Annotated in this window: 24 protein-coding genes; 9 read left to right on the forward strand and 15 right to left on the reverse strand. The window is 69.8% G+C overall.

Translation table 11 applies throughout. The features are described from left to right. Window positions 1-7: 7 nt before the first annotated feature. The 4 genes from qcrB to ctaE form a co-directional block, all read right to left on the reverse strand. Window positions 8-1,660 (reverse strand): cytochrome bc1 complex cytochrome b subunit, encoded by a 1,653-nt coding sequence (gene qcrB, locus ACWD0Y_RS03510; protein WP_450258814.1) that lies wholly within the window; start codon window positions 1,658-1,660, stop codon window positions 8-10. Next, the gene (gene qcrA, locus ACWD0Y_RS03515; RefSeq protein WP_093801219.1) at window positions 1,657-2,709 is read right to left on the reverse strand and encodes a cytochrome bc1 complex Rieske iron-sulfur subunit; all 1,053 of its coding nucleotides are present in this window, start codon (window positions 2,707-2,709) and stop codon (window positions 1,657-1,659) included. Before qcrA ends, qcrB begins: the two co-directional genes overlap by 4 nt. Further along, window positions 2,706-3,515 carry a cytochrome bc1 complex diheme cytochrome c subunit gene (gene qcrC, locus ACWD0Y_RS03520; protein ID WP_093801218.1) on the reverse strand — a complete coding sequence of 270 codons (810 nt, stop codon included), beginning with the start codon at window positions 3,513-3,515 and terminating at the stop codon, window positions 2,706-2,708. The genes qcrA and qcrC overlap by 4 nt, the downstream gene beginning before the upstream one ends. Window positions 3,516-3,581: 66 nt before the next feature. Next, entirely contained in the window at window positions 3,582-4,202 is a 621-nt protein-coding gene (gene ctaE / locus ACWD0Y_RS03525; protein ID WP_093801217.1) for an aa3-type cytochrome oxidase subunit III, read from the reverse strand. A gap of 205 nt (window positions 4,203-4,407) precedes the next feature. Between ctaE and ACWD0Y_RS03530 the strand changes: the two genes are divergently transcribed. After that, complete coding sequence (locus ACWD0Y_RS03530) at window positions 4,408-4,803, forward strand: hypothetical protein (RefSeq protein ID WP_450258815.1); 396 nt, start codon at window positions 4,408-4,410, stop codon at window positions 4,801-4,803. Between the two features lie 16 nt (window positions 4,804-4,819). Here the strand turns inward: ACWD0Y_RS03530 and ACWD0Y_RS03535 are convergent, their stop codons facing one another. The 4 genes from ACWD0Y_RS03535 to ctaC form a co-directional block, all read right to left on the reverse strand. Then, on the reverse strand, window positions 4,820-6,082 hold the full coding sequence (locus ACWD0Y_RS03535; RefSeq protein ID WP_450258816.1) for an Ig-like domain-containing protein: 1,263 nt from the start codon (window positions 6,080-6,082) through the stop codon (window positions 4,820-4,822). Window positions 6,083-6,226: 144 nt separating this feature from the next. Further along, the gene (locus tag ACWD0Y_RS03540; protein ID WP_093801215.1) at window positions 6,227-6,625 is read right to left on the reverse strand and encodes a cytochrome c oxidase subunit 4; all 399 of its coding nucleotides are present in this window, start codon (window positions 6,623-6,625) and stop codon (window positions 6,227-6,229) included. After that, a complete protein-coding gene (gene ctaD / locus ACWD0Y_RS03545; RefSeq protein ID WP_093801214.1) occupies window positions 6,622-8,361 on the reverse strand; it encodes an aa3-type cytochrome oxidase subunit I in 1,740 nt (579 codons plus the stop codon). The genes ACWD0Y_RS03540 and ctaD overlap by 4 nt, the downstream gene beginning before the upstream one ends. Beyond that, window positions 8,358-9,326: an aa3-type cytochrome oxidase subunit II gene (gene ctaC / locus ACWD0Y_RS03550; RefSeq protein WP_450258817.1), complete on the reverse strand. Its 969-nt coding sequence runs from the start codon at window positions 9,324-9,326 to the stop codon at window positions 8,358-8,360. Before ctaC ends, ctaD begins: the two co-directional genes overlap by 4 nt. A gap of 272 nt (window positions 9,327-9,598) precedes the next feature. Between ctaC and ACWD0Y_RS03555 the strand changes: the two genes are divergently transcribed. Next, entirely contained in the window at window positions 9,599-10,984 is a 1,386-nt protein-coding gene (locus ACWD0Y_RS03555; RefSeq protein ID WP_450258818.1) for an aminotransferase class V-fold PLP-dependent enzyme, read from the forward strand. Between the two features lie 171 nt (window positions 10,985-11,155). Here the strand turns inward: ACWD0Y_RS03555 and ACWD0Y_RS03560 are convergent, their stop codons facing one another. Then, window positions 11,156-12,130, reverse strand: a complete 975-nt coding sequence (locus tag ACWD0Y_RS03560) for a carbohydrate kinase family protein (RefSeq protein ID WP_450258819.1) — start codon at window positions 12,128-12,130, stop codon at window positions 11,156-11,158. Between the two features lie 179 nt (window positions 12,131-12,309). Here ACWD0Y_RS03560 and ACWD0Y_RS03565 point away from each other — a divergent pair, with 179 nt between their 5' ends. Further along, a complete protein-coding gene (locus tag ACWD0Y_RS03565; protein WP_093801211.1) occupies window positions 12,310-12,519 on the forward strand; it encodes a hypothetical protein in 210 nt (69 codons plus the stop codon). A 120-nt stretch (window positions 12,520-12,639) separates the two neighbouring features. Then, window positions 12,640-14,115: a hypothetical protein gene (locus ACWD0Y_RS03570; RefSeq protein ID WP_450258820.1), complete on the forward strand. Its 1,476-nt coding sequence runs from the start codon at window positions 12,640-12,642 to the stop codon at window positions 14,113-14,115. Between the two features lie 77 nt (window positions 14,116-14,192). Here the strand turns inward: ACWD0Y_RS03570 and ACWD0Y_RS03575 are convergent, their stop codons facing one another. Beyond that, window positions 14,193-14,549: a HesB/IscA family protein gene (locus ACWD0Y_RS03575; RefSeq protein WP_093801209.1), complete on the reverse strand. Its 357-nt coding sequence runs from the start codon at window positions 14,547-14,549 to the stop codon at window positions 14,193-14,195. 253 nt (window positions 14,550-14,802) lie between these two features. Here ACWD0Y_RS03575 and nadA point away from each other — a divergent pair, with 253 nt between their 5' ends. Together nadA and ACWD0Y_RS03585 are read left to right on the forward strand one after the other, a co-directional pair. Then, a complete protein-coding gene (gene nadA / locus ACWD0Y_RS03580; protein WP_093801208.1) occupies window positions 14,803-15,981 on the forward strand; it encodes a quinolinate synthase NadA in 1,179 nt (392 codons plus the stop codon). A gap of 186 nt (window positions 15,982-16,167) precedes the next feature. After that, window positions 16,168-16,569: a YciI family protein gene (locus ACWD0Y_RS03585; RefSeq protein ID WP_450258821.1), complete on the forward strand. Its 402-nt coding sequence runs from the start codon at window positions 16,168-16,170 to the stop codon at window positions 16,567-16,569. Window positions 16,570-16,657: 88 nt separating this feature from the next. Here ACWD0Y_RS03585 and ACWD0Y_RS03590 read toward each other — a convergent pair whose 3' ends face one another. The 5 genes from ACWD0Y_RS03590 to ACWD0Y_RS03610 form a co-directional block, all read right to left on the reverse strand. Then, window positions 16,658-19,831, reverse strand: coding sequence for an efflux RND transporter permease subunit (locus tag ACWD0Y_RS03590; protein WP_450258822.1), 3,174 nt, complete (start codon window positions 19,829-19,831; stop codon window positions 16,658-16,660). Between the two features lie 146 nt (window positions 19,832-19,977). Then, window positions 19,978-20,676 carry a response regulator gene (locus ACWD0Y_RS03595; protein ID WP_450258823.1) on the reverse strand — a complete coding sequence of 233 codons (699 nt, stop codon included), beginning with the start codon at window positions 20,674-20,676 and terminating at the stop codon, window positions 19,978-19,980. Continuing rightward, entirely contained in the window at window positions 20,673-21,929 is a 1,257-nt protein-coding gene (locus ACWD0Y_RS03600; RefSeq protein WP_450258824.1) for a sensor histidine kinase, read from the reverse strand. The genes ACWD0Y_RS03595 and ACWD0Y_RS03600 overlap by 4 nt, the downstream gene beginning before the upstream one ends. Before the next feature lie 52 nt (window positions 21,930-21,981). Beyond that, the gene (gene pspAA, locus ACWD0Y_RS03605) at window positions 21,982-22,260 is read right to left on the reverse strand and encodes a PspA-associated protein PspAA (protein WP_450258825.1); all 279 of its coding nucleotides are present in this window, start codon (window positions 22,258-22,260) and stop codon (window positions 21,982-21,984) included. A gap of 30 nt (window positions 22,261-22,290) precedes the next feature. Then, window positions 22,291-23,070 (reverse strand): PspA/IM30 family protein, encoded by a 780-nt coding sequence (locus ACWD0Y_RS03610; RefSeq protein ID WP_093801203.1) that lies wholly within the window; start codon window positions 23,068-23,070, stop codon window positions 22,291-22,293. Window positions 23,071-23,321: 251 nt separating this feature from the next. Here ACWD0Y_RS03610 and ACWD0Y_RS03615 point away from each other — a divergent pair, with 251 nt between their 5' ends. The 3 genes from ACWD0Y_RS03615 to ACWD0Y_RS03625 all read left to right on the forward strand — a co-directional run bounded on the left by ACWD0Y_RS03615 (window position 23,322) and on the right by ACWD0Y_RS03625 (window position 25,903). Continuing rightward, on the forward strand, window positions 23,322-23,921 hold the full coding sequence (locus tag ACWD0Y_RS03615) for a DUF3043 domain-containing protein (RefSeq protein WP_093801202.1): 600 nt from the start codon (window positions 23,322-23,324) through the stop codon (window positions 23,919-23,921). Between the two features lie 83 nt (window positions 23,922-24,004). Next, entirely contained in the window at window positions 24,005-24,739 is a 735-nt protein-coding gene (locus tag ACWD0Y_RS03620; protein ID WP_450258895.1) for a class I SAM-dependent methyltransferase, read from the forward strand. Window positions 24,740-24,808: 69 nt separating this feature from the next. Beyond that, window positions 24,809-25,903: a S1C family serine protease gene (locus tag ACWD0Y_RS03625; protein WP_450258826.1), complete on the forward strand. Its 1,095-nt coding sequence runs from the start codon at window positions 24,809-24,811 to the stop codon at window positions 25,901-25,903. The last annotated feature ends 32 nt before the right edge of the window (window positions 25,904-25,935 follow it).

Raw genomic sequence — 25,935 nt, forward strand, 5'->3', positions numbered from 1 at the left:
AGAGGGATCAGTGGTGGCCGTGGCCGCTGGTGATCTCCTTGTACTCCTCGGCGGTCGGCTTGGGGACCTGGTTGCCCTCGCCGTAGTAGCCCTTGCTGAGCTTGGCCCGGAGCTTCTGGCCACGGGTCACCTTGCGCTCGACACCGTTCTCGTCGACCGACGGACCGACCTCGGCCGGCGTGTACTGCTCGTGCGCCGTGAGGCTGTACAGCTGGTCCTGGCTGAGCGGCTCGTGGATCTCGACGAACTCGCCGTGCGGCAGCCGCTTGATGATGCCGGACTCACGTCCGTGCAGCACCTTCTCCGCGTCACGCCGCTGCAGACCCATGCAGATCCGCTTGGTGACGATGAACGCGACGACCGGGCCGACGAAGAAGGCGATCCGGACGAACCAGGTGATCGCGTTGAGCGACATGTGGAAGTGGGTGGCGAAGATGTCGTTGCCGCCACCCAGCAGCATGATCATGTAGGCGGTGACCCAGGCGACACCGAGAGCGGTCCGGGTCGGCGCGTTGCGCGGCCGGTCCAGGAGGTGGTGCTCCCGCTTGTCGCCGGTGATCCACGACTCGATGAACGGGTAGACCGCGATCGCGATGAGCATCACGCCGAAGAGCACCAGCGGGATGAACACGCCCAGGACCAGCGTGTGGCCCCACAGGTTGATCTCCCAGCCCGGCATCACACGGATGAGACCCTCGGCGAAGCCCATGTACCAGTCGGGCTGGGCGCCGGTGGACACCTGGTCCGGACGGTACGGACCGAGGGCCCACACCGGGTTGATGGTGAACATGCCGGCGATGGCCGCGATGACACCGAAGACCAGGAAGAAGAAGCCTCCGGCCTTGGCCATGTAGACCGGCAGCAGCGGCATGCCGACGACGTTCTTGTTCGTCCGGCCGGGGCCGGGGAACTGCGTGTGCTTGTGGTAGAAGACCAGGATCAGGTGCGCCACCACGAGGCCGAGCATGATGCCCGGCAGCAGCAGGATGTGGATCGAGTAGAACCGGGCCACCATGTCGTGGCCGGGGAACTCGCCGCCGAACAGGAACATCGAGATGTACGTGCCGACGACGGGCGTCGCCAGGATCGCGCCCTGCGTGAAGCGGACACCGGTGCCGGAGAGCAGGTCGTCCGGGAGCGAGTAACCGGTGAAACCGGTGAACATGCCCAGGACGAACAGCAGGAAGCCGAACAGCCAGTTGATCTCACGCGGCTTGCGGAACGCGCCCGTGAAGAACACGCGCATCATGTGCACGAACATGCCGGCGATGAAGATGACGGCGGCCCAGTGGTGGATCTGCCGGATGAGCAGACCGCCGCGGACGTCGAAGCTGATCTCCAGGGTCGAGGCGTACGCCTCGGTCATCCGGATGCCGTGCATCGGCACGTACGAGCCGTGGTACACGATCTCGTTCATGCTCGGGTGGAAGAACAGCGTCAGGTACACACCCGTGAGGATGATGATGATGAAGCTGTAGAGGCAGATCTCGCCCAGCATGAAGGACCAGTGGTCCGGGAAGATCTTCCGCATGTTGGCCTTGGCCAGCGAGTAGATCCCCAGCCGGCCGTCGGCCCAGTCGGCCACCCGCTCGCCGGCGGGGGCCTTCCGGTTGCCCGGCGCGTCGGCGCCCGGTGACTGTGTTGCGGTCGTGGTGCTCATCCGCGCTCCCAGAATGCAGGGCCGACGGGCTCGGGGAAGTCGCCGAGCGCCTCGAGGAAGCCCTCGTTGTTCACGCCGATCCGCAGCTGCGGAAGGGCGTGACCGGCCGGGCCGAAGATGACGCGGGCGCCGTCGGAGAGGTCGAAGGTGGACTGGTGGCACGGGCAGAGGACGTGGTGGGTCTGCTGCTCGTACAGGGAGATCGGGCAGCCCACGTGGGTGCAGATCTTGGAGAAGGCCACGATGCCCTCGTGCGACCACTCCAGCTCGCGCTTGTCCTTGATGTCCTCCGGCTGGATCCGGACGATCATCAAGGCATCCTTGGCGATCTTGTTGTTGAACTCGTGGTCGTCCTCCTCCAGGCCCTCGGGCTTGGCGAAGGTGAGTGAACCGACGACGACGTCCTCGGGACGCAGCGGCTCGTTCGTGTTCATGTTGATGAGCTGCTTGCCCTTGTCCCACGACGTGTGGAACAGCTTCTTCTCGGGCAGCGGGCCCAGCTCGCGCAGCAGCACCACACCGGAGAGGGGCACCATGGCCAGCGCGCCGAACATCGTGTTGCGGATCAGCGGGCGCCGGCCGATCACGGACTCCCGGGCACCGTCCGCGAAGTCGGCCATGACCTTGGCCTTGACCTCGGGCGTGGCCTCGATCGCGTGCCGGTCGTCGGCGACCTCGTGGTCGGACATCAGGGTGCGGGCCCAGTGGACCGCGCCCGCGCCGATGCAGAAGAGCGCGATGCCCAGCGTCAGGCCGAGCGACAGGTTCGTCGCGCTGACGTGGCCCAGCGGCCACACGTACACGATCTTGTCGACCGGGAACGCCACGAAGGAGGCGATGAAGCCGATCGTGGCCAGCATCGACAGCGTGAACAGGAGGGCGACCGTGCGCTCGGAGCGCTTGGCGGCCCGCTCGTCGATGTCCTGGATGCGCGGCTTGTGGGGCGGCAGCCCCGGGTCCGCGAACGGGTCCTCCGCCACGGCCACCGCGCCGTGCGCGGTGTCCTGCCCACTCGGCAGGTTCTTCTCTGGAATCTCTTGGTTACTCATGACTTCTTGGCCTTAGCGGTGTGGGCCGCGACCCAGACGGCGACGGCGATCAGCGAACCCAGACCGAAGATCCATCCGAACAGTCCCTCGGTGACGGGGCCGATGCCGCCCAGCCCGAAGCCGCCGGGGGTCGCGGTCCTCTCACCGTTCACGGTCCGGACGTACGCGATGATGTCCTTCTTCTCCTGCTCCGGCATCGTCGTGTCGGGGAAGGACGGCATGTTCTGCGGACCGGTCTGCATGGCCTGGTAGAGGTGCTTCGGGTCCACGTCGGTAAGAGGCGGAGCGTACTTGCCGTTCGTCAGGGCACCGCCCGCGCCAGTGAAGTTGTGGCACTGGGCGCAGTTGGTGCGGAACAGCTCGCCACCCTTGGCGATGTCCGCGCCCTCAGGGTTGTACTGCTCCTTGGTCGGCGTGATCGGGCCGGCGCCGAGGGAGGCGACGTACGCCGCGAGCTGGTCGATCTCGGCCTGCGAGTAGACCACCGGCTTCTCCGGCACCTGGGCGCCGGGCTGCTGCGCCGGCATACGGCCGGTGCCGACCTGGAAGTCCACTGCGGCCGAGCCGACGCCCACGAGGGACGGACCGTCGGAGGTGCCCTGACCGCCGGTGCCGTGGCAGCTGGAGCAGCCGACGGCGTACAGCTTCTTGCCCTCGTCGATGGCGAGGGACTGGGCGGTTTCATCGGCCTGTGCCTTGCTCGCGGGTGCGAACGCGGCGTACAGCCCCCCGGTGGCCGCCAGCGCGAGGAGTAGGACGACGACCGCCGCCAGCGGATGGCGTCGTCGTGCGGAGAGCTTTTTCACGGATTACCCCGGTGTCAGGATCTTCTGCGTCGATGGTGCTGGATATGAGGCGGGTACGGACCCGACCTACTTGATCATGTAGATCGTGGCGAAGAGGCCGATCCAGACGACATCGACGAAGTGCCAGTAGTAGGACACGACGATGGCGGCGGTTGCCTGCTCGTGGGTGAATCTCTTGGCCGCGTATGTACGGCCGAGGACCAGCAGGAAGGCGATGAGTCCGCCCGTCACATGCAGTCCGTGGAAGCCGGTGGTCAGGTAGAACACCGAGCCGTACGGGTCGGACGAGAGCGAGAGGCCCTCGTGCTTGACCAGCTCGGTGTACTCGAAGACCTGGCCTCCGATGAAGATCGCACCCATCACGAACGTGAGAATGAACCACGCCCGGAGCTTCTTCACGTCGCCCCGCTCCGCGGCGAAGACGCCGAGCTGACAGGTGAGGGAGGAGAGCACCAGGATGGTGGTGTTCGTCGCCGAGAACGGGAAGTTCAGCGAGGACGCCATTTCCTTCCAGTGGTCGGGACCCGTCACCGATCGCAGGGTGAAGTACATCGCGAAGAGGGCCGCGAAGAACATCAGCTCGGAACTCAGCCAGATGATGGTTCCGACGCTGGTGAGGTTCGGTCGATTGACCGACGGGTGCGCGTGCCCGGTATCTACTGTCGTTGCTGTCGCCACGACCGACATTATGTCGGTCGCTTATCCCGCCCTCACTCCCGGGGGTGCCATTCGGTGTGTCCATGCTCCCGGAAGGCTCTGCGACCTGACCCGAACGGCTCATCGAAGGGGTGTCCGAACCCCTGCTGACAAGGTGTCGGACGGAGTAGCATCCGCGCATCGGTTCCTGATCCAACACCGAGCCTTCGAGGGCTTTCAGATGCATGGAGGAACAATGACCGCCACGGTCCTGGTCTACAGCGACGACGCGAACACCCGCGAACAGGTGCGGCTGGCAGCGGGTCGCAGGCCTGCGCCGGACGTGCCGCCGGTCGAGTTCCTGGAGTGCGCCACGCTGCCGGCCGTCCTGGCGGCACTGGACAGGGGCGGTGTCGACGTCTGCGTGCTGGACGGCGAGGCCACGCCCGCGGGCGGCATGGGCGTATGCCGGCAGATCAAGGACGAGATCTTCAACTGCCCGCCCGTGCTGCTGCTGATCGGCCGCCCCCAGGACTCCTGGCTGGCCACCTGGAGCCGCGCGGAGAGCGCGGTGACGCTTCCGGTCGACCCCGTGGAGTTCTCGGGCGCCCTGGCCGCCCTGCTGCGCGGCAGGCACGCGGTCGAGGCGTGACACCCCGCGGGCCCCGTCAGACCTCCGGCCGCAGTCTGGCCGCGTCGACGGGGCTTCCGCCGTCCGAGGGGCCGGTCAGCAGGGCGCTGCCCTTGCGCCACTTGTCCCAGGACAGGTTCCAGTCGCCGAAGCCGTTGCCGAAGGGGTCCATCATGTCGCCGGCGCTGTTGACGACCTTGACGATGTCGCCCTGGCGGACGGTCTCGTAGAACCACTCGGCGTCGTCGGTGCTCATGCCGGTGCAGCCGTGGCTGACGTTGGCGGACCCCTGCGAGCCGACGGACCAGGGCGCGGCATGGACGTACTCGCCGCTCCAGGTGACCCGCGTGGCGTAGTAGACGGGCAGGTCGTACGAGTCGGCCGTGCCCTCCGGGATGCCGACGGTCGTACCGCGCATCCGTACGAAGTGCTCCTTGCCCAGCACGACCTTGACCCCGTTGCGGGTGGAGAAGCCGGGCTTGCCGGTGGTCACCGGAATGGTGTTGATCACTTTGCCGTTGCGCTTCACCGTCATCCGGTAGGAGCCGGCGTCCGTGATGGCTTCGAGCCGGTCACCGGTGGTGAACTGCACCTGCTTGGAGGGGCCGCCGTAGAGCCTGTCGGCGACCTTGATGCCCTCGAGGGTGCTGCGCACCCTGACGGTGGCGTTGGCCGGCCAGTACTCCTTCGGGCGGAAGTGCAGGTTCTCGCTGTCCACCCAGTGCCAGGCGCCCTCCACCGCGGGCGTCGAGCCGACCTTCAGCGCGCGCTCGACGACCGCTCTGGCCTCCTCGCCCTTGACGGGGGTGCTGAGCTTGGCGGTGACCGGCTGGCCGACGCCGTACTTGCCCGGTTCGGGACCGAAGGTGACGGTCAGGCGCTTCTTGGCCGGGGCCTGCGCGGTCTCGAAGGAGAGCGTCCGCAGGCCGGGGGCGCCGTCCGAGTCCTCGGTGCTGACCCTGACCGTGTAGCGCGCCCCCGCGGCCAGGGGGGCGGTGCTGTGCCAGCGCGCCCCGTCGGCGGAGAGTTCGCCCGCCAGATAGCGCCCTGCGGCGTCGGACGCCGTGACATCCGTGATCCGGCCGTCCTTGTCCCTGGCGGTGATCTCCAGGGGCTTCTCGGGATCGGCCTTCGCCGTACCCGACCCGGCGTTGAAGGAGACCTGGTCCGCCGCATCGTACGGCGCGGCGGAGAGCGGATGGCCGTCGCTGGACCCGTCGCACGCCGTCCCGGCCGCCGCGAGGGACGCGATCAGCAGAGAGCAGCTCAGGACCGTCCGGAATCGGGGTGCTTGGCTCATGATCACACATTAAGAACATTCATCACATTCAGCGAGCCCAGCGACGCAAACGAGGGGCCCGCCCACCTGAACCGCAGGTGGGCGGGCCCCTCGGGGGGTGCTGCAAATGCCACGGGCTACTGCGAATGCCGGGCCTGCCGCGGGCTACTGGTTCTGGTTCTCACCGCGGTAGTACTCGAAGACCCAGCCGAAGAGGCCGATCAGGAGCAGCGGCAGGGAGAAGTACAGCAGCCACCAGCCGATGGCGACGGCCAGGAAGGCGAAGGCGCCGCCGATGGCCAGCGAGAGCGGCTGCCAGCTGTGCGGGGCGAAGAACCCCACTTCACCGGCCTCGTCCGCCACGTCGGCCTCTTTGTTGTCCTGAGCCATGGCATCGACACGCTTGGCCGTGAAGGCCAGGTAGTAGCCGATCATGATGCTCAGGCCGAAGGCCAGGAAGAGCGCCGTGGTTCCGGCGGGCTCCTTCGACCACAAGCCATAGACGATCGCCATGGCGAGGATGAAGGCTGACAGCCAGAGGAACATCTTGCCCTGGATCTTCACTTGCCGACCTCCTTGCCGCCGAACAGCGCGGTGTCCTTCTGTCCGTCGTTCTCGAGCATTTCGAGAGCGGCGATCTCAGGGTGGTGCAGGTCGAACGCCGGGGATTCGGAACGGATCCGCGGCAGCGTGATGAAGTTGTGCCGCGGGGGCGGGCAGGACGTGGCCCACTCCAGCGAACGGCCGTAGCCCCAGGGGTCGTCGACCTCGATCTTCTTGCCGTACTTCGCGGTCTTCCAGACGTTGTAGAAGAACGGAAGCATGGACAGGCCCAGCAGGAACGAGGCGATCGTCGAGATCGTGTTCAGCAGGGTGAAGCCGTCGGCGGCGAGGTAGTCCGCGTAACGACGCGGCATGCCCTCGGCACCGAGCCAGTGCTGCACCAGGAACGTGCCGTGGAAGCCCACGAACAGCGTCCAGAAGGTGATCTTGCCCAGGCGCTCGTCCAGCATCTTGCCCGTGAACTTCGGCCACCAGAAGTGGAATCCGGAGAACATCGCGAAGACCACGGTGCCGAAGATGACGTAGTGGAAGTGCGCGACGACGAAGTACGAGTCGGAGACGTGGAAGTCCATCGGGGGCGAGGCCAGGATGACGCCGGTCAGACCACCGAAGGTGAAGGTGATCAGGAAGCCGACGGCCCAGAGCATCGGGGTCTCGAAGGACAGCGAGCCCTTCCACATGGTGCCGATCCAGTTGAAGAACTTCACACCGGTCGGTACCGCGATCAGGAAGGTCATGAACGAGAAGAACGGCAACAGCACGCCGCCCGTGACGTACATGTGGTGGGCCCACACCGTGACCGAGAGGCCGGCGATCGCGATCGTCGCACCGATAAGACCGATGTAACCGAACATCGGCTTGCGGCTGAAGACCGGAATCACTTCGGAAATGATTCCGAAGAACGGCAGCGCGATGATGTAGACCTCTGGGTGACCGAAGAACCAGAAGAGGTGCTGCCACAGGAGCGACCCGCCATTTGCGGCGTCGAAGATGTGCGCACCGAATTTACGGTCCGCCTCCAGCGCGAAGAGCGCGGCGGCCAGCACCGGGAAGGCGAGCAGGACCAGCACACCGGTCAGCAGCACGTTCCAGGTGAAGATCGGCATACGGAACATCGTCATGCCGGGTGCGCGCATGCAGATGATCGTGGTGATGAAGTTGACCGAACCGAGGATCGTGCCGAAGCCGGAGAAGGCCAGACCCATGATCCACATGTCGGCGCCGACACCCGGCGAACGGACCGCGTCCGACAGCGGGGCGTAGGCGAACCAGCCGAAGTCGGCGGCGCCCTGCGGGGTGAGGAAGCCGGCCACCGCGATGATCGAGCCGAAGAGGTACAGCCAGTACGCGAACATGTTCAGCCGCGGGAACGCCACGTCGGGCGCGCCGATCTGCAGCGGCATGATCCAGTTCGCGAATCCGGCGAACAGCGGCGTCGCGAACATCAGCAGCATGATCGTGCCGTGCATCGTGAACGCCTGGTTGAACTGCTCGTTCGACATGATCTGCGTGCCGGGACGGGCCAGTTCGGCGCGCATGAAGAGCGCCATGAGTCCGCCGACGCAGAAGAACACGAACGACGTGATCAGGTAGAGCGAGCCGATGGTCTTGTGGTCAGTGGTGGTCAGCCACTTCACCACCAGATTTCCCGGCTCCTTGCGCCGTACCGGCAGCTCGTTCTGGTGAGACACCTCGTCGGCCGCTGCGCCACCGTGAGGTTCGTTGAGGATGGTCACAGTTTGCTCGCTCCCGCGTTCCTGGCCGTGTCGAGCTGCGCGATACCGGACGGGATGTAGCCGGTCTGCCCCTTCTCCGCCAGCTCCTTGAGGTGCTGCTGGTAGCGCTCCGGGGAGACCACCTTGACGTTGAAGAGCATCCGGGAGTGATCGACGCCGCACAGCTCGGCGCACTTGCCCATGAAGGTGCCCTCACGGGTGGGGGTCACCTCGAAGACGTTGGTGTAGCCGGGGATGACGTCCTGCTTCATCAGGAACGGCACCACCCAGAAGGAGTGGATGACGTCGCGGGAGGTCAGGACGAACCGGACCTTCTCTCCCTTGGGCAACCACAGGGTCGGGCCCGGATTGCCGTTCTGGGGGTTCCGCTCGCCCGGCGTGCCGACCGCGTGGACGCCTTCGGCCCCCGCGGGGAACTGCTTGGCGTACCGGTCGGGGATGGAACCGAGCTCCTTGGCGGGCTTGGCTCCCGTGGCGGCGTCGCCGTCCACGTCCTCCACGTAGTTGAAGCCCCAGCTCCACTGGAAGCCGACCACGTTGATGGTGTGGGCCGGCTTGTCCTCGAGCGCGAGGAGCTTCGACTCGTCGCGCGCGGTGAAGTAGAAGAGGACCGAGACGATGATGAGCGGGACCACGGTGTACAGCGCCTCGATGGGCATGTTGTACCGGGTCTGCGGAGGTACTTCGACCTTGGTGCGGCTACGCCGGTGGAAGAAGACGCTCCACAGGATCAGTCCCCACACCAGGACGCCCGTGATGAGCGCTGCCGCCCACGAGCCCTGCCAGAGGGAGAGAATCCTGGGAGCCTCTTCGGTGACCGGGGTAGGCATCCCGAGGCGGGGGAAGTCCTCCCATGTGTACGAGCAACCAGAGGCGGTCGCCAGGACCACGCCCGCGGTCAGCACCTGGAGCAGCTTCCGCCGCATCGGGCGCCGCGACGAGCGGTCGGAGCCGTTGGGACTCACGTAGCGCCTTCCCGAGAGTCTCGCCCGCGCGGTGGGTCGCGGCCGTCTCGCTGGTCGGTCGCCGGCCCTGACGCGGGCAGGGGTTTGGATGTTTATGCGGACCAAACCCTACTGGACGCTATTTGGGGCCGCGCGGGGAGGGTGCCCAACGCGCCGTACCCCTCCCCGAAGGGATGGCTTCTCGGTGGAATCACGGCCTCCGCCCGTCTCCTGACGGCTATTTCCCTGGTGGCGGGGCACCGGCCCGCCACCACGGCGATTAGCGTGGCGGCGTGCCCTACTTCGACGCCGCGTCCTCCGCCCCCCTGCATCCCGTCGCCCGGCAGGCCCTGCTGGCCTCGCTCGACGAGGGGTGGGCCGACCCTGCCCGTCTCTACCGCGAGGGGCGGCGCGCCAGGCTGCTGCTGGACGCGGCCCGCGAGGCGGCGGCGGAGGCCGTGGGGTGCCGCCCGGACGAGCTCGTGTTCACCTCTTCCGGCACCCGCGCGGTGCACTCCGGCGTCTCCGGCGCGCTCGCCGCGCGCCGGCGTGTCGGCCGCCACCTGGTGGTCTCCGCCGTCGAGCACTCCTCCGTGCTCCATTCGGCCGCCGAGCACGAGGGCGGGGGCGGTACGACGACGGAGGTCCCGGTGGACCGGACGGGCCGGGTGGCCCCCGGGGCGTACGCGCGGGCGCTGCGCGAGGACACCGCGCTGGCGTGCCTGCAGACCGCCAACCACGAGGTCGGCACCGAACAGCCGGTGGCCGAAATCGCACAGGAGTGCCGGGCGGTGGGTGTGCCGCTGCTGGTGGACGCGGCGCAGTCGCTGGGGTGGGGTCCGGTGGAGGGGGACTGGTCGCTGCTGACCGCGAGCGCCCACAAGTGGGGCGGCCCCGCGGGGGTCGGACTGCTGGCCGTACGCAAGGGGGTGCGGTTCGCCCCCCAAGGGCCCGCCGACGAGCGGGAGTCCGGCCGGGCGGCCGGTTTCGAGAACCTGCCGGCCATCGTCGCGGCGGCCGCCTCGCTGCGGGCCGTACGGGCGGAGGCGGCCGGCGAGGCGGCGCGGCTGCGGACACTGGTGGAGCGGATCCGGGCCCGGGTGCCCGAGCTCGTACCGGATGTGGAGGTGGTCGGCGATCCGGTGCGGCGACTGCCGCACCTGGTCACCTTCTCGTGTCTGTACGTCGACGGGGAGACGCTGCTGCACGAGCTGGACCGGGCGGGTTTTTCCGTATCGTCCGGTTCGTCCTGCACGAGCAGCACGCTCGCGCCCAGTCACGTGCTGCGGGCGATGGGGGTGCTGACGGAAGGCAACGTCCGGGTCTCGCTCCCGCCGGGGACCCGGGCGCAGGACGTGGACCGCTTCCTGGAGGTGCTGCCGGGTGCGGTGGCGGGGGTGCGGGAGCGGCTGGGCGCGCCGGCCGCGCCGCCCGCCGTCGAACAGTCCGGCGCGCCGTCGCTCGTCGTGGACTCGCTCGGCAAGCGGTGCCCGGTCCCGGTGATCGAGCTGGCCAAGGTGATCGGCGACGTGCCGGTCGGGGGGACGGTGACGGTGCTGTCGGACGACGAGGCGGCGCGGCTGGACATTCCGGCGTGGTGCGGGATGCGGGGGCAGGAGTACGTGGGCGAGCGGGCGGCGGAGCGGGGCGTGGCGTACGTGGTGCGGCGGCTCGCCTGAGGGGTGCGGAGGGGCGGGCCCGCGGCGCTTTGCGCCGCCCGCCCCTCCCCCTGTGGCCCTTCGCGGCTCCACTGCCCGGGGACTCCGCCCCGGGCCCCGCTCCCCGGACGCCGGGCGGGCCGGTGCTCCCGTCCGCCCGGCGCCCCGGGAGACCCCGGAGGGCGTCCCGGGTCAGGACAGGTGCGCCCGGACCTCTTCCGCCGCCTCGTCGCCGTACGCCTTCGTGAAGCGGTCCATGAAGTTGGCGCGGCGCAGCGTGTACTCCTGGGTGCCGAGCGTCTCGATGACCAGGGTCGCCAGCATGCAGCCGACCTGCGCGGCACGTTCGAGGCCGACGCCCCAGGCGAGACCGGACAGGAATCCGGCGCGGAAGGCGTCGCCGACACCGGTCGGGTCGACCTTGCTCTCCTCCTCCGGGCATCCGACGAGCACCGGCTCATCGCCGACGCGCTCGATGCGGACACCGCGGGAGCCGAGCGTGGTGACGCGGTGGCCGACCCTGCCGAGGATCTCGGCGTCGGTCCAGCCGGTCTTGGACTCGATGAGCCCCTTCTCGTACTCGTTGGAGAAGAGGTAGGTCGCGCCGTCGAGCAGCGTGCGGATGTCGTCGCCGGACATGCGGGCGATCTGCTGGGAGAAGTCCGCGGCGAACGGGATGGAGCGGGTCTTGCACTCCTCCGTGTGGCGGAGCATCGCCTCGGGGTCGTCCGCGCCGATCAGCACCAGGTCGAGGCCGCCGACGCGCTCGGCGACCGCCTGGAGCTCGATCTGGCGGGCCTCGCTCATGGCGCCCGTGTAGAAGGAGCCGATCTGGTTGTGGTCGGCGTCGGTGGTGCACACGAAGCGGGCGGTGTGCAGGACCTCGGAGATGCGCACCGAGCCGGTGTCCACTCCGTGCCGGTCGAGCCAGGCGCGGTACTCGTCGAAGTCCGAGCCGGCGGCGCCGACCAGGATCGGGTTGCCGCCGAGCTGGCCCATGCCGAAGCAGATGTTCGGGCCGACTCCGCCCCGGCGTACGTCGAGGTTGTCGACGAGGAAGGAGAGCGAGACCGTGTGCAGCTGGTCCGCGACCAGCTGGTCGGCGAAGCGGCCGGGGAAGGTCATGAGGTGGTCGGTGGCGATGGAGCCGGTGACTGCGATACGCACGGCGAGGACGCTCCTGCGGGCGAGGGGTGAGGACAGTTCACGCTACCCGGTCGTAGCCCTCTCGCACTAAGCGGCAAAACTACCCAATAGTAGGGCTTTTTTCCGTTGCCCCAGGTGCCTACGGTGCCCATGTCAGGGTCCGTGGACGTGCGGCCCCGAGAGCTACGGGAGTATCCCGCATGCACAAGCACAGCGTCATGGTGTCCGTCCGGGCCGAGCAGGACGGCAGCCTGGAGGAACTGCGCGGAGACTGCGCCCGGATGGTCCCGCACTGGGCGGTGCCCGCGGCTCCCGCGCCGGCTCCCGTTCCGGCCTCCCTGATCCACGGGATCTCCGTGCCGCCCGCCTCGGCGCGGCTGGTGGGCGGGATGTCCGAATACGGCGGCTGAGTCCTCCTCCTGCGGCATACGGGGGAACCGCGCGCTCCTCCGTTCCGTCCCACCGGTGTCCCCCGTAAAAGGGATACGACATACGACACAGGACGGCCGAGCAGCCGAAGGAGCGATGCGGTGAGCACCGAGCGACCGGAAGAGGACGCAGTCAGCGCCCGCGGGCGGCGTTCCCCACTGGTCGCCGCCTCAGTGGCCGCGGCGGTGCTGCTGGCCGGGGGCGGCGCGGCGTACTGGGCGTCGACCGCCCCGGGTGGCAGCGGCACCGGGAGCGGCGTGGCGGCGGGTGACGGCACTCCGCCGCCGCTGAACCTCGACGGCCGCGGGGGCGGCGCCCCGGGCATCGCGCCCGGCGAGCCCGACCCGAACGGCGGGGCGACCTACCGCGCGGCGGGGAAGCTGCCGAAGGGGCCCGGTTCCGCCCCTGTGTACCGGGCGTCGGGCACGGTCACCGAGGCCGAGGTGGCGCGACTGGCCGAGGCGCTCGGCCTGCCGGGCAAGCCGCGTGTGGAGGGCCCGGCCTGGAAGGCCGGCGTCACCAAGGACGGCTCGGGGCCGGTGCTCCAGGTCAACAGGCAGGCGCCGGGCACCTGGACCTTCGCGCAGTACGGCCGGGGCGGCAGCGACGACTGCGCCAAGCGCGAGAAGTGTTCCGACACCTCCTACGCGCCCGGCGGCCAGGGCTCCGCGGTGAGCGAGAAGGCCGCGAAGGAGGCGGCGGCGCCGGTGCTGAAGGCGGTGGGCCAGGACGACGCCGAGCTGGACGCACGCCAGCTGATGGGGGCGGTGCGGGTGGTGAACGCCGACCCGAAGGTGGGCGGGCTGCCGACGTACGGCTGGGCGACCGGGGTCCAGATCGGCCCCGACGGCCGGCTGGTGGGGGGCAGCGGGCAGTTGAAGAGCCTGACGAAGGGCGCCGAGTACCCGGTGATCAGCGCGGGTGAGGCGCTGGAGCAGCTGAACAGGGCCGGCGAGGGTGCCGGCAAGACCGGTATCGGCGGCTGCGCCACGCCCGTCCCCCACGGGGCCGAGGACCGTGCGGCCCGCGCCGGGGCCGAGGCGCCGTGCGAGACGGGCGGCGGGCAGCCGCCGGCCGCGCCGGAGCCCGTGACCGTGGGCAAGGCGGTCTTCGGGCTGGCTGCGCAGTACGTCGACGGGCGGCAGGCGCTCGTACCCTCGTGGCTCTTCGAGGTGAAGCCGGGAGGCGGCGCGCAGCCCTTCACCGTCACCCACCCCGCGGTCGATCCGGACTACCTGGCCGAGCCGCCCGCGGCGCCGTCGCCGCGCGAGAGCGCTCCGCCGGCCCCGCCCGGGAGCGGAGAGCCCCCGGCGCCGGCGCGGCACGTCGAGTCGTACAGCGCCGACGGGCGCGAGCTGACCCTGCACTTCTGGGGCGGGGTGTGCAGCGACTACGGCGCGAAGGCGAGCGAGGAGGGCGGGATGGTGAAGGTGAGGATCACCGAGACCAGTCCGGAGCCGGGGAGGGCCTGCATCATGATCGCCAAGGAGCTGACGGAGACCGTGACGCTCGACAAGCCGCTGGACGGCCGGAAGGTCGTGGACGCGCGGAGCGGCGAGACGGTGCCGCGCGCTTAGGCCCGTACGCCGCAGAGCACGGAGAAGGCGGCCGTCCCGGTACGGGGCGGCCGCCTTCTCTCACGCGCGGTTCAGATTTAGCTGAACGAGTCACCGCAGGCGCAGGAGCCCGTGGCGTTCGGGTTGTCGATCGTGAAGCCCTGCTTCTCGATGGTGTCGACGAAGTCGATGGAGGCGCCGCCCAGGTACGGGGCGCTCATGCGGTCGGTGACGACCTTGACGCCGTCGAAGTCCTTGACGACGTCACCGTCGAGCGAGCGCTCGTCGAAGAAGAGCTGGTACCGCAGACCGGAGCAGCCACCGGGCTGCACGGCGACGCGCAGCGCCAGATCGTCCCGGCCTTCCTGGTCCAGCAGGGCCTTGACCTTGGCCGCGGCGGCGTCGGACAGGAGAATGCCGTCGCTCACGGTGGTCTTGTCGTCCTGAACGGACATCTACATCTCTCCCGGGTTGTACGGACTGCTTGCCGACGGTTGCAACCGGCGCGGCCGCGGATTCATTCCGGGCCTGAGCGCTTGTCTTCTCCATTCATGCTCGCACACACCGCTCCGTGGGGGCACGGGGCCGGAGCCGACGGCAATTCGTCACATCGACGACATCGGCATCGTCAAAGTGACATGAAGCGGTTATGATAGATAACGTCAAATCGACGAAAAGCGTGTTCGCAGACAAGAAAGGGTGCGTGCCGTGACCACCGCCCAGCCACTGGACGTCCAGCCGACGCCGCTCGCTCTCCTGCTGCTCGGCCGCGAGGCCGACGCCAGGAGCGAGCGCGGCGTGGACTGCCCCGGCGACCTGCCCTCGCCCTCGGACCCGGACCTGGTGGAGCGCGCCCGCGCGGCCAAGGAAAAGCTCGGGGACAAGGTCTTCGTCCTCGGCCACCACTACCAGCGTGACGAGGTCATCCAGTTCGCCGATGTCACCGGGGACTCCTTCAAGCTGGCCAAGGACGCGGCCGCCAGGCCGGAGGCCGAGTACATCGTCTTCTGCGGCGTGCACTTCATGGCCGAGTCCGCGGACATCCTGACCTCCGACGACCAGAAGGTCGTGCTCCCCGACCTGGCGGCGGGCTGCTCGATGGCCGACATGGCCACCGCCGAGCAGGTCGCCGAGTGCTGGGACGTGCTGACCGAGGCGGGGGTGGCCGAGCAGGTCGTGCCCGTGTCGTACATGAACTCCTCCGCCGACATCAAGGCGTTCACCGGCAAGCACGGCGGGACGATCTGTACGTCGTCGAACGCCAAGCGGGCGCTGGACTGGGCCTTCGAGCAGGGCGACAAGGTGCTCTTCCTTCCCGACCAGCACCTGGGGCGCAACACCGCGGTGCGGGACATGGGCATGTCGCTGGACGACTGCGTCCTGTACAACCCGCACAAGCCGAACGGCGGCCTGACCGCCGAGGAGCTGCGGAACGCGAAGATGATCCTGTGGCGCGGGCACTGCTCGGTGCACGGGCGCTTCTCGGTCGAGTCCGTCGACGACGTGCGCGAGCGCATCCCGGGCGTCAACGTCCTCGTGCACCCCGAGTGCAAGCACGAGGTGGTGGCGGCCGCCGACTACGTCGGCTCGACGGAGTACATCATCAAGATGCTGGAGGCGGCTCCGGCCGGCTCCAAGTGGGCCATCGGCACCGAGCTGAACCTGGTGCAGCGGCTCGCCAACCGGTTCGCCCCGGAGGGCAAGGAAGTCGTCTTCCTCGACAAGACGGTCTGCTTCTGCTCGACCATGAACCGCATCGACCTGCCGCACCTGGTGTGGGCGCTGGAGTCGCTGGCCGAGGGCAACCTCGTCAACCGCATCGAGGTCGAGCGCGAGACCGAGCAGTTCGCGAAGCTCGCGCTGGAGCGGATGCTGGCGCTGCCGTAGCCGCGCCTCCCGCTTCTCGTAACGCAGGTAACAGGTAAGGGTCACCCCGCAATGCGGGGTGACCCTTACCTGCGTTACCGGGTGCGGGGCTGCTGCTTACCTGCAAGCGTGGGAAGCGATGAGTTCTGCGGCGTCCCGGCGTCTACCACTGCACAAGGCCATCAGCACCCCGGAAGGGTGAGGAACATGCAGTACATGATCCAGATGAACGTGCCCGCCGACGAGTGGGACGGCATGATGTCGTCGTTCTCCAAGGACGACATGCTGGCGATGTTCGCGCACATGGACGCGCTCAACCAGGAGATCGGCGCGGCGGGCGAGCTGGTGGAGGCCCGTGGTCTCGGCGGGCCCACGATGGTCAAGACGGTACGGGCGATGGACGACGGCCGGGCGAAGGTGACCGACGGACCCACGGAGCCCGGGCGCATCCTGGCCGGCTACTGGGTGGTCGACGTCAAGAACGAGGAACGGGCCCTGGAGATCGCCGCGCGGGCCTCGGCCTGCCCCGGCCCCGGCGGAAAGCCCGGGAACGATCCGGTCGAGGTGCACGCCATCCCGGAGGGGCCGCCCGAGGTGCCGGAGCCCTGAGCGGACCCGGCCGGGCCCGGAACGGGGTGAGCCCCGGCCCCCTTCTCCAGGGGGCCGGGGCTCACCGCCGTGCCGTGCCGTACGCCGGTCAGACCTTCGCCGGCTCCTGCTCCTGCTCCGGCGACTCGGAGCCGGACGGGGCCGGGGCGCCCGCCTTCGCCGCGCGCTTGGCCGCCTTCTTCCCGGCCCGGCGCTCCTTGCGGAGCTCCACCATCGCGTACAGCGTCGGCACCAGCAGCAGGGTCAGCAGCGTCGACGTGATCAGACCGCCGATCACCACGATCGCCAGCGGCTTCGAGATGAAACCGCCCTCACCGGTGATGCCCAGTGCCATCGGCAGCAGCGCGAAGATCGTCGCGAGTGCCGTCATCAGGATCGGGCGCAGACGGTGACGCCCGCCCTCCAGGACCGCCTCGACGACTCCCAGGCCCTGGGCCCGGTACTGGTTGATCAGGTCGATCAGCACGATCGCGTTGGTGACCACGATGCCGATCAGCATCAGCATGCCGATCATCGCCGGGACGCCCATCGGCGTACCGGTGAGGAGCAGCAGGCCGAGCGCACCGGTCGCCGCGAAGGGGATGGACACCAGCAGGATCAGCGGCTGGACGAGTGAACGGAACGTCGCCACCAGCAGCATGAAGACGATCGCGACGGCCGCCAGCATGGCCAGGCCGAGCTGGGCGAACGCCTCGTTCTGGTCGGAGGAGACACCGCCGATCTCGACGCTCGCGCCCTCCGGCAGCTTCTTCTTGAGCTCGGTGATCTCCGTCTGGAGCGCGGCGGTCACCGCGCCCGTGTTGTCGGCGGTCGGCTTGGCCGTGATCGTCGCGGCGCGGGCGCCGTCGATCCGGGTCTGCGAGACCGGCCCCGCGACCAGCTTCACGTCGGCGATGTCACCGAGCTTCACCTGGCCGAGGTTCAACTTCTTCAGCTCGTCCATCGTGGTGGCCGGCCTGGCAGACTTCACGACGACATCGCGCTCGGTGTCGTCCAGGATCGCCTTGCCCGAGGTGGTGCCGCGCACCGCCTGGGTGACGGCGGCGCCGAGCGTGGCCTGGTTGAAGCCCGCGGCGGCCGCCCTGTCGTTGGCCTTGACGGAGATCCGGGGCACGCTCTGGGCCAGGTCGCTCTGGACGTCGGTGACGTCGTCGAGGGTCGCGACCGCGTCCCGCACCTGCTCGGACGCCTTCTTCAGCACATCGCCGTCACCGGCCTTGACCACGACGCTCAGGTCCTGGCTGCCGAAGCCGCCGCCCGCGCCGATCGTGGTCTCGCCGATGCCGTCGAGCCTGCCCAGTTCCTCGTCGATCCGGTCCTGGGTGGCCTCGAAGTCGGAGGCGTCCTCGAGGGTCAGCTGGTACGTCGCCTGGTTGGCGCCCGTGCCTCCGCCGAAGGCGGCCGCGAAGCCCGAGGAGCCGACCGTGACCTGGTAGTCCTTGATCGTGTCGATGGAGTCGAGCGCCTTCTCGACCTTCAGCGCGGCCCGGTCGGCGGCGGCCAGGCTGGTGCCCGGTTCCAGCTCCTGGGTGACGGACAGGGTGTCCTGCTCGCCCTGGTCGAGGAAGTTGGTCTTCAGCAGCGGCGCCATGGCGAACGTACCGAGAAGGACGACGATCGCGATGGCCAGGCTGGTGAGGCGGCGGCGGGTCGCGAAGCGCAGGACCGGGACGTACATCCGCTGGAGCGGGCTGCGCCGCTCCTTCTCCTCCGCCTTGCGGCGCAGCTCCGCCGGGTCGACGCCCTCGGAGCCCTTGGGCGCGCGCAGGAACCAGTACGAGAAGACCGGCACCACGGTGAGGGACACCAGCAGCGAAGCGAGCAGGGCGGCCGTGACGGTGAGGGAGAACGAGCCGAACAGCTGGCCCACCATGCCGCCGACCAGGCCGATCGGCAGGAAGACCGCGACGGTGGTCAGCGTGGACGCGGTGACCGCGCCGGCCACCTCCTTGACCGCGGTGGTGATCGCCGAGTGGCGCTCCTCGCCGTACGCCAGGTGACGCTTGATGTTCTCCAGGACCACGATCGAGTCGTCGACGACGCGGCCGATCGCGATGGTCAGCGCGCCGAGCGTGAGGACGTTGAGCGACAGGTCGCGCGTCCACAGCACGATCAGCGCGAGGACGACCGACAGCGGGATGGAGATGGCCGTGACGAGCGTCGAACGGATCGACGCCAGGAAGACCAGGATGACGATCACGGCGAAGACCAGGCCGAGGGCGCCCTCGGTGGTCAGGCCGGAGATCGACTTGGAGACGGCCGGGCCCTGGTCGAAGACGACCGCGATCTCGCTGTCCGCGCCGATGCTCGCGCGCAGGTCGGGGAGGAGGTCCGTGACCGCGTCGGAGATGGCGACGGCGCTGCCGTCCTGGTCCATGGTGATGGCCAGGGACAGGCTGGGCTTGCCGTTGGTGCGGGTGATGGAGACCGCGGTGGCGGGCTGCTCCTCGACGGTGGCGACGTCACCGAGGCGTACCGGCTTCGGCGGCTTGCCCCCCTGGCCGGCGGGTGCGCCGGTGGCGGCAGCGGTGACGCGCAGGTCCTCGATCTGCCGCAGCGACGTGTAGCCGCCGCCGACCTGGACCGTACGGCTCTTGCCGTCCTCGGCGAAGGAACCGCCCGGGACGGTGGCGCCGCCCGCCTGGAGGGCCTGGCTGAGCGCGGAGACGTCGAGGCCGGCCGCCGCGAGCTTCTTGTCGTCGGGGGTGACGGCGACCTGGAGGTCCCGTACGCCGTCGATGCCGACCTGGCTCACACCGTCGATGTCCTCCAGGCGGGGGACGACGGTGTTCTCCAGCCGGTCGGCGAGCGCCTGCTGGTCCTGGGACGAGGTGACCGCGAGCAGGACGGTCGGTATGTCGTCCGTCGAGCCGGCCACGACCTGCGGGTCGACGTCGGCGGGCAGCTGGGCGCGGGAGCGGTTCACGGCCTGCTGGACGTCGGCGACGAGCTGCTTGGTGTCGTTGTCGTAGTCGAACTGGGCCATGATCACGGCGTTGCCCTCGCTCGCCGTGGAGGTGACTCCGGTGATGCCGTCGACTGCCTTGATGGTGTTCTCGAGCGGTTCGACGACCTGCTTCTCGACCACGTCGGGGGACGCACCCTGATAGGGCGCCAGCACGGAGACCATCGGGAACTCGATGGTGGGCAGCAGCTGCTGCTTGAGCTGCGGTATCGCGATGGCGCCGAAGACGATCGCGATGATCGACATCAGACCGATCAGCGCCCGCTGAGCGAGGCTGAATCTGGACAGCCAGGACATGGGTGGGTCTCTCTTCTGTGGCGTGCGAGGCAGGCGGACACGGTGGTCCGCTTATACGATCAGCCATGCGAAGAGGGCGATCCGTCGCTCCCAGGTGCCTTTCTTATGCCGCGCATACCGCAGCTGGAGTACGCGTCCCTACACCTTCACTCCACCCTCGGCCGCACAAGGCCCGATTCGTACGCGATTACCACCAATTGGGCCCTGTCGCGGGCGCCGAGCTTCGCCATCGCCCTGTTCACATGGGTCTTGACGGTGAGCGGGCTGACGACCAGCCGCTCGGCGATCTCGTCGTTGGAGTGGCCGCCCGCGACCTGGACGAGGACCTCGCGCTCGCGCACGGTCAGCGCCGAGAGCCGTTCGGCGCGGGCCGCGGTGGCCTCGTCGTCCTCCGCCGTGCCGCCCTGGGCGAGGAACTTGGCGATCAGGCCCTTCGTGGCGACGGGCGAGAGCAGGGCCTCACCGGCCGCGGCGATACGGATGGCGCTGAGCAGCTCGTCCGGCTCCGCCCCCTTGCCGAGGAAGCCGGAGGCACCGGCGCGCAGGGACTGCACGACGTACTCGTCCACCTCGAAGGTCGTCAGCATGACGACGCGCACCGCGGACAGCTCCGGGTCCTCACTGATCATGCGCGTGGCGGCGAGGCCGTCCGTACCGGGCATGCGGATGTCCATCAGGACGACGTCGGCGCGCAGGGCGCGGGCGAGCTCGACGGCCCGGGCGCCGTCCGCGGCCTCGCCGACGACCTCCATGTCGGGCTCGGAGTCCACCAGGACCCGGAAGGCGCTGCGCAGGAGCGCCTGGTCGTCGGCGAGCAGGACGCGGATGGTCGTGGCCGTCGTCATCTGTCTTCCCCCGTACCGGTACGCGCCGTGAACGGCAGGATCGCATGCACGCGGAACCCGCCGCCGTAGCGGGGGCCCGCGGTCAGGGTCCCGCCGAGGGCGGTGACGCGCTCGCGCATCCCGGTGAGGCCGTGGCCGCCGCCGGCTCCGGGGCCCTCCGCCCCCGCCGTCCCCCCGGCCGCCCCCGCGCCGTTGTCGATCACCGTGACTTCGGCGGACGGGCCGACGCGGACCACACTCACCTCGGCCCTGGCGTGCGGGCCCGCGTGCTTCTGGACGTTGGTCAGGGACTCCTGGATGATCCGGTACGCCGCGAGGTCGACGGCGGCGGGCAGGGGGGCGGCCGCCTCGTTGTCCGGCCTGGCCACCTCCACCGGGAGGCCCGCGTGGCGGAAGGTGTCCAGGAGCTGGTCGAGCACGGCGAGGCCGGGGGCGGGTTCGGTCGGGGCCTCGGGGTCGCCGGACTGGCGGAGCAGGCCGACGGTGGCGCGCAGCTCGTTCAGTGCGGAGCGGCTGGCGTCCCGTACGTGCGCGAGGGCTTCCTTGGCCTGGTCGGGGCGCTTGTCCATGACGTGGGCCGCGACGCCCGCCTGGACGTTGACGAGAGCGATGTGGTGGGCGACGACGTCGTGGAGGTCGCGGGCGATGCGCAGGCGCTCCTCCGCGACACGGCGGCGGGCCTCCTCCTCCCGGGTGCGCTCGGCACGTTCGGCGCGTTCACGGATGGCGTCGACGAAGGCGCGGCGGCTGCGTACGGCGTCTCCGGCGGTCGCCCCGATACCGGTCCAGGCGAAGATCCCCAGGTTCTCCTGGGAGTACCAGGGGCCGGAGCCGAAACACATCGCGGCGGCCGTCAGGCCGGTCATCGTCAGCAGGCCCACGCGCCAGGTGGTGGGGCGGTCCGTGCGGGACGCGACGGTGTAGAGCGCGATGACGGCGCTCATCGCGACGGGCGCCGGCGGGTCGCCCGCGACGAGCTCGACGAGCGTGACCACGCCCGTGAAGGCGAGTACGGCCATGGGCCTGCGGCGCCGCAGGACGAGGGCGGCGGAGCCGAGCACCATCAGGACGACGCTGCGGGCTCCGGGGACCCGGGTGCCGAAGGTCGGCCCGTTGGGGCCGCCGTGCGGGTCGGCGAAGGCCCCGGCCACGGTCATCACCAGCACGGCGAGCGCCAGGGCGGCGTCGAGGGCGAGGGGGTGTGCGCGGAGCCAGCACCGGGACCGGGCGTAACCCGTACCGAGGGCAGTCATGGCGCAACGGTACGGCGTGCGGGCAGGGGCGCGGGGCCGCTCCCCCGCCCGGTCAGCCGGGGATCAGGCCGTCGTCGGTCAGCATCTCGCGGACCTCGTCCAGCGTCGCGTCCTGCGACGGGAGGATCAGTTCCGAAGGTTCCAGGGACTCGTCCGGCAACGGCTCCCCGAGGCGGCGTACCGCTTCGAGGAGCGCACCGAGCGTGCGCCGGAAGCCGGACTCGTCCCCGCTCTCCATTTCGGCGAGCAGTTCGTCGTCCAGCTTGTTCAGCTCGGCGAAGTGGCTGTCGGCCAGCTTCACCTGCCCCTCCCCCATGATCCGTACGATCACGACGTTCTCCCTTGGTGGAGTGAGGGCGGCCTACTGCTTGTCGAAGTTGTGCCGGGGCTGCGACTGCTGCGTCCCGTCCTGCGCGCCGCCTTCGAGCGCCTGCTGCTGCGCCGTCGGACCGCCCGCCAGCTCGGCCTTCATGCGCTGCAGCTCCAGCTCCACATCCGTACCACCGGAGATGCGGTCCAGCTCGGCGGCGATGTCGTCCTTCGCCATCCCGGACGGGTCGTCCAGGGCGCCGGAGGCCAGCAGCTCGTCGATCGCGCCGGCCCGTGCCTGGAGCTGCGCGGTCTTGTCCTCGGCCCGCTGGATCGCCAGGCCGACGTCGCCCATCTCCTCGGAGATGCCGGAGAAGGCCTCGCCGATCCGGGTCTGCGCCTGCGCGGCGGTGTAGGTGGCCTTGATGGTCTCCTTCTTCGTGCGGAAGGCGTCGACCTTGGCCTGGAGGCGCTGCGCGGCGAGCGTCAGCTTCTCCTCCTCGCCCTGGAGCGTCCGGTGCTGCGTCTCCAGGTCGGTGACCTGCTGCTGCAGCGCGGCACGGCGGGACAGCGCCTCACGGGCGAGGTCCTCCCGGCCGAGCGCGAGCGCCTTGCGCCCCTGGTCCTCCAGCTTGGAGGACTGGCCCTGCAACTGGTTCAGCTGCAGTTCGAGGCGCTTGCGCGACGTCGCCACATCGGCGACACCGCGGCGTACCTTCTGCAGCAGCTCCAGCTGCTTCTGATACGAGTAATCGAGGGTCTCGCGCGGATCCTCGGCCCGGTCAAGGGCCTTGTTTGCCTTCGCGCGGAAGATCATCCCCATACGCTTCATGACACCGCTCATGGGCTTCGCGCGCCCCCTTCTGACGGACTACGGACTCCGGCTCCAGCACTTGAACCCACATTACGGGCCCTGCATCCATTACCGCACTGTTCGCGGGCCGATGCGCTCCTCCTCCAGGACGACTACGGCCCGCCGGGCTCCAGCCCAGGGAGTAGGTGACAGCCGGGGAAACCGACCGTTGCGGGATCGTTCCCCTCAGGGCTGTGGTCCATGCCCGGCACCCCGTACCCTTGGGTTTTGTGTTCCGTAGCCGTTCCTCCAAGGAAGAGAAGGCCCCCACCGACAAGGTGCAGGTGGACCTCTCCAAGCAGCCCCGTGATCCGCAGGCCCCGAAGGGCCGCCCCACCCCGAAGCGCGCTGTCGCACAGTCGCAGCGCCGCAGCGTGGCGGCGACCCCGGCGAACCGCAAGGAGGCGATGAAGCGTCAGCGCGAAGCCCGCCGTGCGGACCTGGCAAGGCAGCGGGAGGCACTGGCGAGCGGGGACGAGCGCTACCTGCCGGCCCGCGACAAGGGCCCCGTCCGCCGTTTCGTGCGCGACTTCGTCGACTCCCGCTTCTGCGTGGCCGAGTTCTTCCTGCCGCTCGCGGTGGTGATCCTCGTCCTCAGCATGATCCGCATCAGCAACATCCAGAACATCGCGCTGCTGCTGTGGCTCGGTGTGATCGTGATGATCGTGATCGACTCGATCGGCCTGGTCATCCGGCTCAAGAAGCAGCTGAACGAGCGCTTCCCGAACGAGCCGAAGCGCGGCGCCGTGGCCTACGGCCTGATGCGTACGCTCCAGATGCGCCGCCTGCGTCTGCCGAAGCCCCAGGTCAAGCGCGGGGAACGGCCCTGAGCGCGGACGCCACGGACATCACGGGCACGTCCCGGCCCCGGAGCGCGAGCGCGGCGGCCGGCTCGCCGCAGGGCGCCGGCGCCCTGCGCGACACCGTCAGCCAGGAACTGGTAGCCCGCCGGCTCGACGAGCAGATATCGGCCCGCTTCCCGGTGGGCCGGCGGCTCGCCGTGCTCGACGTCGGCATGGGCCGGGGCGCGCAGGCCCTGCGCCTGGCCCGGGCCGGTCACAAGGTGACCGGCCTGGAGTCCGACCGGGACATGCTGGCGGCGGCGCGCGAGACGCTCGCCGGTGAGCCCGAGGGCATCCGCGAGCGGGTGCACCTGATCGAGGGCGACGGCACGGAGACCGGGGTCCACTTCCTGCCCGGCAGTTTCGACGTGGTGCTGTGCCACGGCGTGCTGATGCACGTCCAGGAGCCCGACGCCATGGTCGCGGGCCTGGCGAGGATGCTGGCGCCCGGCGGGCTGCTGTCGCTGCTCGTACGGAACGCCGACGCGCTCGCGATGCGGCCCGGCCTCGCCGGGGACTGGTCGGGGGCGCTCGCCGCGTTCGACTCGGACACCTACACCAACCGGCTCGGCCTGCCGGTCCGCGCCGACCGGCTCGGCGCGCTGAGGGCGACCCTCGCCGGGATCGCCGCCCCGCTGCACGCCTGGTACGGCGTGCGGGTCTTCACCGACCACGTCGAGGGCGACGGGGCGGAGCTCTCCCCGGAGGAGCTGGAGCGGGTACTGGCCCTGGAGGACCGGGCCGGGCGCACCGACCCCTACCGGCAGGTCGCGGCACTGCTGCACCTGTGCGGCGTACGCGGCTGAGAAGCCCGGCGGCCCTCCGATGGACCCGCTCCACGGGCCTGGAATTTCCGCAAAAGGGACACTCCAGGCATGGATGGATCACGTGACCCCAGCCGTGCGCGCCGTTGGCTCCTGCTGCCCCTGACCACCGGAGCCTGCGCGGTCGCGCTGCTGGGTCCGAGTGGTTGTTCCGCCCCGGACACGGCGCCCGACTCGCCGGCGTCCACCGCGGACGCGGGAGCGCCGGTGGCGCCCGGAGCGCGGGAGGACCTGCAGAACGACTACCAAGAGGTGATCAGGGAGGTGCTGCCCTCGGTCGTGCAGATCGAAGCGTCCGGTGGTCTGGGGTCGGGCGTCGTCTACGACGACAAGGGGCACGTCGTCACCAACGCCCATGTGGTCGGCCAGGAGAGGAACTTCAAGGTCACGGCGGCCACCGGGGGTACCACGCTCGGCGCGAGGCTGGTCGCCGCCTACCCCGAGCAGGACCTCGCCGTCATCAAGCTCGACCGTCTTCCCGACGGGCTGAGGGCCGCGAGGTTCGCGGACTCCTCCGGGGTCGAGGTGGGGCAGATCGTGCTGGCGATGGGGAGTCCGCTGGGGCTTTCCAGCAGCGTCACGCAGGGCATCGTCTCCGCGGTCGGCAGGACCGTGAGCGCGTCGCCTTCGGGCGGCGGGACGGGCGCGACCATCGCGAACATGGTGCAGACCTCGGCCGCGATCAATCCGGGCAACAGCGGGGGCGCGCTGGTCGGCCTCGACAGCGGGGTCGTCGGCATCCCGACGCTCGCGGCGACCGACCCGGCCCTGGGCGGCAGCGCGGCGCCGGGGATCGGGTTCGCGATCCCGTCCTCGCTGGTGAGGACGGTCGCCGACCAGATCATCAGGGACGGCAGGGTCACCGACTCGGGGCGGGCGGCCCTGGAGATCACGGCCCGTACGGTCGTGAACAGCGCCTTCGAACCGGCCGGCGTCGCCGTCGTCTCGGCCGAGCCGGACGGCGCGGCGGCGCAGGCGGGCCTGAAGGCCGGGGACGTCATCACCGCGGTCGGCTCCACCCCGCTCACCACGGTCACCTCGCTGGCGGAGGCGCTGGCCCCGCACAAGCCGGGCGACCGGGTGCGGGTGAGCTACCTGCGCGACGGCGAGAAGCGCACGGCGGACGTCACCCTCGGCGAGATCTAGGGCACTTCCGGTGTGCCCCCGGCCGCCGGGCG

This window comes from Streptomyces altiplanensis (genome assembly GCF_053591575.1).

What these genes read in the sequence shown, in the direction of transcription:
- ACWD0Y_RS03565 (WP_093801211.1), top strand. Translation starts at nt 12,310, where the DNA reads ATGCACAAGCACAGCGTCATGGTGTCCGTCCGGGCCGAGCAGGACGGC.
- ACWD0Y_RS03530 (WP_450258815.1), top strand. Translation starts at nt 4,408, where the DNA reads ATGACCGCCACGGTCCTGGTCTACAGCGACGACGCGAACACCCGCGAA.
- ACWD0Y_RS03575 (WP_093801209.1), bottom strand. Translation starts at nt 14,549, where the DNA reads ATGTCCGTTCAGGACGACAAGACCACCGTGAGCGACGGCATTCTCCTG.
- ACWD0Y_RS03600 (WP_450258824.1), bottom strand. Translation starts at nt 21,929, where the DNA reads ATGACTGCCCTCGGTACGGGTTACGCCCGGTCCCGGTGCTGGCTCCGC.
- ACWD0Y_RS03585 (WP_450258821.1), top strand. Translation starts at nt 16,168, where the DNA reads ATGCAGTACATGATCCAGATGAACGTGCCCGCCGACGAGTGGGACGGC.
- ACWD0Y_RS03595 (WP_450258823.1), bottom strand. Translation starts at nt 20,676, where the DNA reads ATGACGACGGCCACGACCATCCGCGTCCTGCTCGCCGACGACCAGGCG.
- ctaE (WP_093801217.1), bottom strand. Translation starts at nt 4,202, where the DNA reads ATGTCGGTCGTGGCGACAGCAACGACAGTAGATACCGGGCACGCGCAC.
- ACWD0Y_RS03610 (WP_093801203.1), bottom strand. Translation starts at nt 23,070, where the DNA reads ATGAAGCGTATGGGGATGATCTTCCGCGCGAAGGCAAACAAGGCCCTT.
- qcrA (WP_093801219.1), bottom strand. Translation starts at nt 2,709, where the DNA reads ATGAGTAACCAAGAGATTCCAGAGAAGAACCTGCCGAGTGGGCAGGAC.
- ACWD0Y_RS03590 (WP_450258822.1), bottom strand. Translation starts at nt 19,831, where the DNA reads ATGTCCTGGCTGTCCAGATTCAGCCTCGCTCAGCGGGCGCTGATCGGT.
- qcrB (WP_450258814.1), bottom strand. Translation starts at nt 1,660, where the DNA reads ATGAGCACCACGACCGCAACACAGTCACCGGGCGCCGACGCGCCGGGC.
- ACWD0Y_RS03535 (WP_450258816.1), bottom strand. Translation starts at nt 6,082, where the DNA reads ATGAGCCAAGCACCCCGATTCCGGACGGTCCTGAGCTGCTCTCTGCTG.
- ACWD0Y_RS03625 (WP_450258826.1), top strand. Translation starts at nt 24,809, where the DNA reads ATGGATGGATCACGTGACCCCAGCCGTGCGCGCCGTTGGCTCCTGCTG.